The sequence below is a fragment of the Lacrimispora sp. genome (genome assembly GCF_047605665.1).
Taxonomy (GTDB): domain Bacteria; phylum Bacillota; class Clostridia; order Lachnospirales; family Lachnospiraceae; genus Lacrimispora.
This window is the reverse complement of record NZ_JASGFH010000001.1, coordinates 287331-298237: the sequence shown is the minus strand read 5'-3', so window position 1 is coordinate 298237 and position 10907 is coordinate 287331. Positions and strand designations below refer to the sequence as shown.

At 35.9% G+C, this 10907-nt stretch carries 4 protein-coding genes; all 4 read left to right on the top strand.

All coding sequences use genetic code 11. The features are described from left to right. Nucleotides 1-1485: 23S rRNA (uracil(1939)-C(5))-methyltransferase RlmD (gene rlmD, locus QM657_RS01380; RefSeq protein ID WP_415064727.1), on the top strand; the 1485-nt coding region annotated here is incomplete at its 5' end. Nucleotides 1486-1571: 86 nt separating this feature from the next. Then, a complete protein-coding gene (locus QM657_RS01375) occupies nt 1572-2837 on the top strand; it encodes a recombinase family protein (RefSeq protein WP_415064726.1) in 1266 nt (421 codons plus the stop codon). Between the two features lie 339 nt (nt 2838-3176). Further along, nucleotides 3177-5984 carry a hypothetical protein gene (locus tag QM657_RS01370; protein ID WP_415064725.1) on the top strand — a complete coding sequence of 936 codons (2808 nt, stop codon included), beginning with the start codon at nt 3177-3179 and terminating at the stop codon, nt 5982-5984. Nucleotides 5985-5995: 11 nt separating this feature from the next. Next, entirely contained in the window at nt 5996-10747 is a 4752-nt protein-coding gene (locus tag QM657_RS01365) for a DEAD/DEAH box helicase (protein WP_415064724.1), read from the top strand. Nucleotides 10748-10907 lie beyond the last annotated feature (160 nt).

Sequence of the window (10907 nt, the reverse complement as noted above, 5' to 3'; positions counted from 1 at the left end):
GATGGTGTAAAAGATAGTACAAGAGAAGGTTCAAAAAGCAGCACGAAAAACAATATAAGATATGGGGCGAAAGATAATACGAAAAATAATGCAAGAGATGGTGTAAAAGATAGTACAAGAGAAAGTTTTAAAAACGGCACGAAAAATAGTATGAAAGATAATACGAAAGGTAATATGAAAAACAGCACAAGATATGACGCGAAAGATAGCGTGAAAAATATTTCGAGGGCTGGAGCGAAAGATAGTGCAAAAAAAGGCTTGAAAGATGGCATGAGAGGTAATTCATTTGATCAAAAAAGGTATGAGGAAGAGAATGGGGGAAAGAGGTTCCAGAAACATTCTTCCAAATGTCCGGTATTTCATAAATGTGGTGGATGCCAGATTTTGGATATGCCTTATGAAAAGCAGTTGGAGCAGAAACAGAAGCAATTGGAGAAATTGCTTAAGCCGTATTGTAAAGTAGAGCCTATTATTGGAATGGAGAATCCTTTCCACTACAGGAATAAAGTCCACGCAGTTTTTGATCATGACAGAAAGGGCAATCCCATTTCCGGTGTTTATGAAGCTAATTCTCACCAGGTCGTTCCGGTGGAGTCCTGTTTAATTGAGGATCAAAAGGCTGATGAAATCATTGGAACCATTCGTGGAATGTTAAAATCTTTTAAAATTCGTACTTATGATGAAGATACAGGGTATGGCTTGCTGCGCCATGTGCTGGTACGGCGGGGATTTTCCACTGGGGAGATTATGGTTGTTTTGGTGACTGCTTCTCCTATACTTCCGTCTAAAAATAATTTTGTGAAAGAACTAAGAAGGAAGCATCCGGAAATAACCACAATAATACAGAATGTAAATGATCGGGATACCAGCATGGTGTTGGGAGATAAGGAGAATGTACTGTATGGAAAGGGGTATATTGAGGATATTTTATGCGGCTGCCGTTTCAGGATTTCCTCCAAATCTTTCTATCAGGTAAATCCGGTCCAGACTGAGGTGCTGTACGATCTGGCTATTAAGTCTGCCGGGTTGATAGGAAAGGAACGAGTGATCGATGCTTATTGCGGAATCGGTACGATTGGACTTGTTGCAAGTAAATATGCAAAAGAGGTCATCGGTGTGGAATTAAACCGGGATGCAGTCCGGGATGCGGTGGAAAATGCCAAGATTAATGGAATTAAGAACGCCAGATTCTTTTGCAATGATGCAGGGAAATTTATGGTGAATATGGCGGAGGATGGGGAATCTGTAGATGTGGTGTTCATGGACCCGCCTAGAAGTGGAAGTACAGAGGAGTTTATTGATTCTGTAGCAAAGATAAAGCCGGAAAAAGTTATATATGTGTCTTGCGGGCCGGAGACGTTGGTTCGGGATTTGGAGCATTTTAGGAAGAAGGGGTATGAGGCGAGGAAAGTGTGGGGGATAGATATGTTTCCGGGGACTAACCATACAGAAGTTGTAGTCCTGTTGCAACATCAAGAACATTAATAATTGAAAATAAATAATAAACTATGAGCGTAAGAGCGATTTGCTTTTGCGCTCTTTTTCTTTGAAAAAATAAGGAGGATATTTTTATGAAGAAAATTATATTTATTCCTGCCAAGAACTCTTTGAGAAGCGGAGGAAAATTAAAGGTTGCTGCATATTGCAGAGTTAGTACAGAGCAAGAAACTCAGAAAAGTAGCATTGATACTCAAATCAAATATTATACTGAGTTAATTCAAACGAATTCAAAATGGGATTTCGCAGGTGTATTTTATGATTGCGAAAGCGGTCTTAGAAAAGAGAAACGGAATGGTTTGGATGCTATGCTTAAGAAGGCATATAGTGGTGAAATTGATTATATCATTACCAAGTCTATCAGTAGATTGTCCAGGAATGTGCTAGATATACTAAATATTATCCGAAGTTTAAAAGCAAGAGGTATAAATATCTATTTTGAAAAGGAAAATTTAAATTCACTTGAAACAGAAAAAGAAATAGATATTGCATTTAATGGAGTTTTAGCACAGGAGGAGAGCAGGAATCTAAGCGAAAACGTTCAATGGGGATACAAACGTAAATTTGAAAGAGGTGATGATTTTGTTGGCAAAATGCCCATGGGATACAAGCGCGATAATGATGAATGGATAGTAGTGCCGGAAGAAGCCGACATCATAAGGAAAATCTATCAGTTGTATTTGGGAGGCGGTACATTGCAACAAATAAAAGAGTATCTAGAAAAACATCGGATTAAAACTGCTACAGACAAAGAAATATGGGCAACAGCAGTTATTCAAAAGATATTGAAGAACGAGAAATATAAGGGTGATTCTCTACTACAAAAGACCTATACGGAAGATTTTATATCAGGTAAAAAAGGTAAGAATGATGGTCAAAGAGAGTGTTACTATATAACGAATAGTCATCCAGCTATTATTACTGTCGAAGTATTTGATAAGGTTCAAGAAGAAATTTTTAGACGTGCAAGGCTGGTTCGTAAAGAAGATGGCATAGTGGAATCTAGCACCAGCAAATATAATGGTAAGTATATTTTGGGAAATTTTCTTGTGTGTGGAGACTGTGGTGATTCATATCGGAGAAGAACTGAAAGAGGTAAGGTAGTTTGGAGATGTGCAACGAGAATTGAAAAGGGTAAAGAAAGCTGTTCACATTCCCCCACAATAGATGAAAGATGGGTTCAAAATGTCTTAGGTGAAAAGATTTGTGAGAATAGTGATTATAATGAAGAGGTTGTCAGGAATAAAGTTGAGCGGATTTTAGTGTTTGGTAAAGATTTGGAAATTTACAGCAAAGATGAATGCATGTTTAGCGTTAAGCCCTTACAGAACAAAATGTAAGATGACAATATATTTAAATTTCCTGAAATTATTGTCTAAAAATATAAGTACGTGTTGAAAAGCATCAGGAAAGGATATACAATTATGGTAGGATATTATGAAGTTTTATAAAGACCAAGTTTATTAGCCGAATTGCGTAAAGTACAATTTAACTCCAAGTAATGTACACGTATAATCAGATTTTAAGAATCAGTAACGGATTAAATTCACTTATTGGGTAAATTGAAGGATGTGATTGATTAGTTATAATTGAAGGGAAATACTTACAAGAATATATAAAACAGTATTACATTTTTACTTAATGCTACTTTGAAATTACGTTTTGTGGGGATGAATAGTATGGGGAAACCAGTGAAAGTTGAAAGATTATTATATGAAGTTAATAAAGGAATAGCAACTCATTCAGGAGAGTTCTTGATAGGTATCATTGAGGCTGATGATGAATCGTACTGTGAACTAATGGAGTTTGCTGGAGCCCTAATTAATAAAAGCACCTATGTTCTACGAGATGAGAAATCAGTGATTTTATCGATTGCTCTTGTTTTGTTTGCCATTAACGAATTTCAAAATGGTCAATTTTGGAATGAATTTGCTGCAAGGCTTGATATCGATGAAGCTGAAGCGATGAAAATAGGGAAGAAATCATTCGAAGATTTTTGCGATAAGAATGGTTTGTATTTTCATGTCGGAAATAAGAACAAGGGCTATGTAACCTCGATACTTACACATGCTATTTTACCCAATGCAAGTATGGCAAAGTTTTTCGAGTTCTTGCATGATTTGTATTTTAGAGACTTGGAAGAAGATTATATCGATGCAGAGGTAGAGGAACTTATTCAATACATGCATCGACTGTTCTCAAAATATTTAGAAGACAATGATATAAGCTTGATTGTTCAGGGATCGAAAATGACAATTGCAAATCAACATCTTCCCAAAGCGTTCAGAATTGCATTTGTTAAAGCTGCAAGTGTAGTAGCACCAATTTTTGAGAGAATTCTATTTTATATAAATCAATCGAATTACGGTGATTTTATTGAGTATCTAGAAAATGACCGATTTGATATTCGTTTTGAACAATATAGTTACATAATTAAAGAGAGATTCAAAAGGTCAGCAAGCAGAAAGCTGGGTGCTGAACGATTCAAGAAATTCCAGAAAGCTCAGTATTACTACGAACATGGGAAGTTATATTTGCAAATACCAAAGCAAATTATAGATTCAGATTATATCGAGAGTGACATTTTTTTAGAGGTTCTGGGCCATGGAACGGTAATTCACCGAGAAAAGGTGTCATTGACAAAAAGCCGGTTATTTTTCAAGTCAGAACAAGCTACAGTTTGTTTGCCTGCATTTTATTCAGAGTTGGAGTTCCGGCTAGTCTGCGGCTATAAAACAATTTATTCTTCTGGCGAAGTTTTAAATAGAGAGTTTATAATTTTTGATCTCGATGGAAATGAGATTCGGCCAAAAAATTTGGCGGATGATACGGTTAAGGTTATTACCAGCGTTGAATCCGAGGTTTTATCAGATGATGCTCAGATTGATATTGCTTATGTAGCCAACTATAGAATATCGACTGTATTTCTCAATGAGGAATCGTTACTGTTGATTGGTAACAAAGTTCTTTCAACGAATGTCGCTGCCATCAGAAATGAGATTTGTTCTAAAAAGAAATATAGTGGGGTGACAATAAAAGACTCTAATAAGTCGATTTTTGAGGTTTATTCTGATATTCCGGAAATCCGGTTGAGGATACCATACAAAAAAACAGTACAGGATTTCATCCTCTCCCTTAATGACAAGAACTACCAATTGGGGGATGTTGCTGAGTGTGAATTGAAGCTACTATCAGATGGCAGCGGTGATGAGCTGGAAATTTTTCTCATTGATGATAGCCTTATAAGAGACAACGTTCCGGTACGTGTGGTTATTCGACAAAAAGGTAGTAATAGAATCTATCTTGACGAAAGAGTTTTTATTCTAAGGTCACTGCGGTATGAATTTGACCAGAAGTACTACTATAACGAGAAAGCAGCTAATATTACCAGACTTGAAGCGGAGAATGTGGAATTTCATGGGGCTTCGTTCCCACAAAAAGTGTATCTTGGGTTAGATGACAATTTTAAAATCAAATTTGAGTATAATGCTATGGTCTATCAGCTGATTGTGAACATACCTGTCTTGAGGTGGAGATTGGGTGACTTGAGCTCAGCTTCAAGCAGATATGATGACATTTGGTGGGAAGAGATAAAGGAACAGAAGCTATACATCAAGTTCCCAAACCAATTTTCATCACAACTGCATGTGATAACAGGGGCAGCATATGAGAAGCTCCAAGGTAAGAAGAATGGGGACGAGTATAGGTTTTCAATTGAACACTTTTTCCAAATTAGAAACCAAGATCCCGTAACTCTGGGTATTCTAATAAATGGAAAAGAAGAACGAATTACAGAAATTCACTTTAAGCCATTCATAAAAGATTTTTCTGTTTCTTACTATGATAAGAACAACTTAATTCAAGGGCTATATGCACAGTGGAAATATATTGGAAGTGGCGATCTACATATAGATATCATTTACACACCAACACGCAATGTAATTAAGCATTATGTGGTACAAGATAATGATCATCTCATGGATCGTGACATTGAACTGTATTACAGTGAACATGAACTTGAGATTTATCAGCTAAATGAGGATGATTTCTTTGGAGGAGATGCAGAAAGAAATATATTGGTACATGAGTCATTCATAGTTGGCGATCCTGTTATTGTATGCACCAAGAATAAATTGCTCAAAGGGAAGCATTGTATCAGCGAAAATGATAAATATGAACTATCAAATTTTTATCTGAAAGATATTAGGTTTTCGAGAAAAAGAGGTTTGTATGAAGCTATCGGTATGTACTTTATACGAGATAAGTTTACTGGCAAAGAGCGTGAATGGTATTTTACCAATCATAATCCATTCATCTTGAAGCCAATATATGTAGAGTCAGACAAACTGACATTTGAGATTCTAGATAAAGATGAAGATGGGTTGATATACGATGTGAAAACCAAGTATGTCAATCCACGGGAAGAAGAACGCAATGTGCAGCGCTATAAATTGATTGATACAGTAGAACTAGAAATTGTAAAGTGAGGTGACGTGAAATGGGCTTAAATCCACTGGTTGCATCGGAGAACATTATTGAGAAATATCTAAGGTATATTGAAACAACCTTCTATATTGATGACAAAGACTACATGAAACAATTTAAAAGTTATCTGGAGAAAAAAGACTTTTTTGCGAAAGGTCCGTACTTAGATTTCTCTGATTCCTTTGAATTTGGTAAAAGTATTAATCAACTTATTAATGAAGAGATATTAAGCAATGAGTTCAAAGCACTCTACAGGGGGAATCCCAATTTATTGACAAGGTCATTATATAAACATCAGGAGTTGTCCATAAGAAAAATCCGAGAAGGAAGAAATCTTGTTGTTACAACGGGCACGGGCTCTGGTAAGACTGAATCTTTTCTTTTACCCATCATCAATTATTTAATGGAGCAAAAGGTAGAAGGTTTTTTAAACGATGGTGTAAGAGCGTTGATAATTTATCCCATGAATGCCCTTGCCAACGATCAGATGAAAAGAATGAGAGAATTGCTAGCAAATTATCCGGATATTACTTTTGGATCCTATACTGGGGAAACGGAAAAGGAAGATAAAAATGCACTGTCAAAGTATATGTCTTTAAATAGTGGACAAAAGCCGTTATCCAATGAAAGAATATCAAGAAACCAAATGAAAGATAGGCCGCCGCATATTTTGATTACAAACTATGCGATGCTGGAGTATTTGTTGTTAAGACCAGCAGACAATGTTTTTTTCAATGGAGATAACTCAAAAGAATGGAAATTCATTGTCCTAGATGAAGCTCATACTTATACCGGTGCAACAGGGATAGAGGTATCCATGCTGCTTCGGAGACTCAAGAACACGTTGGTAACTCGAGAGAATATACGATTCATTTTAACTAGTGCTACTCTTGGTGATGAGAAAGATAATAAAGATATCTGTGATTTTGCATCAAGACTTTGTACCGGAGTTACATTTGATGAAAAGAGTATTGTGCGTGCATTTAGATTTTCAAAATTTGATTCAAGTGAAGCTAAGGAATATAGAAGTGATATATATATTTCAATCAATCAGCACATTGATAGAGGAGCGTCTATCAATGAAATCAGAACACTTTTGCAGACAATAGATAGTTCGTTTGTAAGCGCTGCTGACAGTGTTCAGGAGCTATTATACGATTTTCTTATTCAAGATCGATTCTATTATAGAATGCGAGAGGTTTTAAGCAATGAGCCGGTTACCATAAAGAAAATATCTGAAGAGATAAAAGTCAACGAAATCAATGTTGTGGCTTTTGTTTCCATTGCCAGAAAGGCCGAAAAGAAGAATATTATGCTCCTTGATGCCCGATATCATATGTTTATCAGGGCGCTAGAAGGGGCTTATGTTGTATTAGGCGCAAATAAAGAATTATCAATTACTCCGAGAGACAAAGCGTATATTGGTGGGAAGGAATTTAAGAGTTACAAAATCGCTGTATGTCAGTACTGTGGACATGTTTATTTGGAAGCGAAAATTGAAGATTCCTATTTAGAGCAAAAAAAGGAATACGAAAATAAAGAGATTAATGATTTCTACATGCTGGTTGATAGCATCGACAATCAAAATTTTATTGACGAAGGCTCAATCGACGATGAGGATGAAGAAAATATTTTCAATCTTTGTGGAAAATGCGGAAAAATTGAGAAGGCAAATATTGTTAATGGAAACATGTGCGATTGTGGTCAAGAGCATATTGTAAAGGTAGTTGAACTGGTGCCTAAAAATAAAGTACTTAACAAATGTGCAGCTTGTGGGTTGATTAATACCCAAGGAACTATCTTGAGAGGGTTTTATTTGGGTCAAGAAGCAGCTGCGAGTGTAATAGGTTCAAGCCTTTATGAAGAAATTCCGGCTCAATTAGTCGAGGTATCAGAAGCTATTCATGAAATTGATGACGATTTTTTTGGAGAAAGCGGAAGTATCTCAGTTAAGGAAGTATTAACAAATCGAGTTGAGAAGCAATTATTGGTTTTCTCGGATAGCAGGCAAGAAGCTGCATACTTTGCGAGCTACTTTGATTTCACCTATAACAACATTCTTAGACGGAGATTGTTTATTGAGGCGCTAAAAGAAATTGGAGAGTATGCATCATCTGACGGAATAGAGATTAATGCAGCAGCGAAGAAATTAGCAGGACTCTTTGGGCGTCATCAGATTGTTGAAGCCGATGCTTCACTCAAGGAAGCTTGGAAGACAATCTTATATGAAATTTCAAGTAATGATAGGAATAGTTTGGAAAGCATTGGTTTGATTTTGTTTGATTATCAAGCAGAAGCATTACCACAATTAGGAGCATACAAGGGGAGTGATGCTATTACAATACAAAAAGTATTGGCAAACAGCTTTAAAAGAGATTGTATGTTTGATTTCCCGCTGGCTAAAGACATGCTAAAAGCAGATAAAGAGTTTTACATTTATAAAGGCATCGAATCCACAATGTCTAAGTATTTGAGTAAGGAAGAAAAAAAGAAAAGCTACAGGAAATCATGGATTTCATCAAACAATGCTAATGTTAGATTCGACTATATAAAAAAGACATTAAATGAAGATAATAAGGATGAAGTGAACAAATATCTAGTGAAAATATGGGACGGTGTTTTTATTCCGAGAGGTGGTTTAGTAGCAAAAGCACCAGATCAATATGTTATGGATATTTCAAGATTTAAAATCAAGACATCATTTTCACATGAGATAAAGTGGTATATTTGTAGCAAGTGTGGAAAACTAACGACCAACAATATTGGTGATACATGCCCAGCTAATCGATGTGACGGATTGCTTGCAGAATGCAATTTTGAAATAGACTTTTCGAACAATCATTACAGAAAACAGTATTTAGAACTTGATATTTTCCCTATGAAAGTAAAAGAACATACTGCCCAATTAAGCCCTGATACTGCAAAAAGATATCAGGAAATGTTTGTTAGAAAGGATATTAATGTACTCAGTTGTTCTACGACGTTTGAGATGGGCGTCGATGTTGGGGAACTAGAAACGGTTTTTATGAAAAACATGCCACCAACACCTGCAAATTATGCCCAGAGAGCAGGACGAGCGGGTCGTAGAAAAGACTCTGTTGCCTATTCTCTGACATTTTGTAGGTTATCTTCACATGATCTTACTTATTTCAATGCACCAGTGAAAATGATAAAGGGAAAAATATATCCTCCCAAATTTAAGACAGAAAATGAAAAAATCGTTAAGCGCCATATGAACGCAGCTATCATTGCATCATACTGGAGGGCTTATTCAACTGCGTATAAAGATGTGGGTACATTCTTTGATGGTGGGAATTATGAGTTCTTACTAAGGTATATCAAGGAATTACCGAAGACCGTTCAAGAATATCTTTACGAGTTTGTGCCTGCTGGGCTTAAAGGCAAAGTTTCTAATTGGCTGGAAGAACTGATATCAGAAGACGGTATTTTAGAAAAAGTGTATAGCCAATATACAGTTGAACTAGAAGAACTCTGCAAGCTTAGAAAGGAAGCCCTTGAGAAAGCTGCACAAGGGGATTCTGTTGGTGACTATATTAAGAAGATTGATGACTATACAGAAAAAATTAAAAATGAGAACATACTGGCATTCTTATCTAAGAAAAACATTATCCCCAAATACGGATTCCCAGTTGATACTGTTGAGTTGGTTACATCTTTTGATAAAAATGCAATCAGTAATAGCTTTGGAAAATCATCAAAATTAAGATTGCAAAGAGATCTGATGATTGCCATTTCTGAGTATGCACCGGGATCTGAAGTTATAGCTGATGGAGATATCTATAAGAGCCAGTTTATTAAGAGACCTTCAGGACAAAACAAGGTTTGGGATTTATATGATTTTGGCATGTGCTCTAATAAGCAATGTGGCCACTTGAATATCAAACGTCATATTTCTGAAGATGAAAACGGATTCATAGGTAAATGTGAGATTTGTGGTGAAGTAGTCTACAAGAATAATACTTTTATTATTCCTGAATACGGCTTTATCATTAGTCCACAGATTAATAAATCATCTACAAAGAAACCAGAGCGTACTTATAGAGGAGAAATATACTACGTTGGTGATAAAAAAGAAACTGTTGAGAATGAGAACAAGGAATTAAAGATTAATAACCACATAATCAAAATTAAGTCCACATCTAATGATGAGTTGGTTGTTATCAATACGTCGAGTTTCTTTGTATGTGATACTTGTGGATACGCTAAGGTTGATGATAAGCATAAAGAAGAGAATTTTATTATTGATAAAGAATATCATAATAACCCTTATGGCAAGTCATGTGCAAATAAAAAACTATACAGACGAACACTGGGACATAAATTCAAGACTGATGTAGCCTATTTATCTCTTAGCTGTTATTTAGAAAAGGAAAAGGCATTATCAATTGTATATGCATTGCTTGAGGGGGTTAGCCAATACTTGGGCATTGAGCGTAACGATATATCAGGAACACTTCACTACAATAAACTAGATAATGGTATTTGGGAGACAAATTTTATCTTGTTTGATACAGTACCTGGAGGTGCTGGCCATGTCAGAAGAATTGGCGAGGCGGATGAAGTCCAATTGAAAAACATGTTAAACAAATCACTTGATATCGTAAAGCAGTGTCATTGTGGTGAGGATAGTAATGGCGATTCAGCATGTTATAGCTGCTTATGTAATTACTATAACCAGAAGCACCATGACATTATAAAAAGACGATATGCGATCGAGTTTTTTGGAGATATTTTAAGAGAATAACCAATAGAGTAAATTGCATAATTCCTCAAGTGAGGTATGAGCGGTTATACCATAATGAAAAAAAGTAACTTTATGAAAAAACAATCTAGAGTGGCAAGTTTTTGAAAATATAATCTGACACCAAGGGGTATTAGGTGCTGTGGTCATCAGAATTACAGCA

Coding starts and splice junctions, on each gene's coding strand:
- QM657_RS01370 (WP_415064725.1), top strand. CDS start 3,177: ATGGGGAAACCAGTGAAAGTTGAAAGATTATTATATGAAGTTAATAAA.
- QM657_RS01365 (WP_415064724.1), top strand. CDS start 5,996: ATGGGCTTAAATCCACTGGTTGCATCGGAGAACATTATTGAGAAATAT.
- QM657_RS01375 (WP_415064726.1), top strand. CDS start 1,572: ATGAAGAAAATTATATTTATTCCTGCCAAGAACTCTTTGAGAAGCGGA.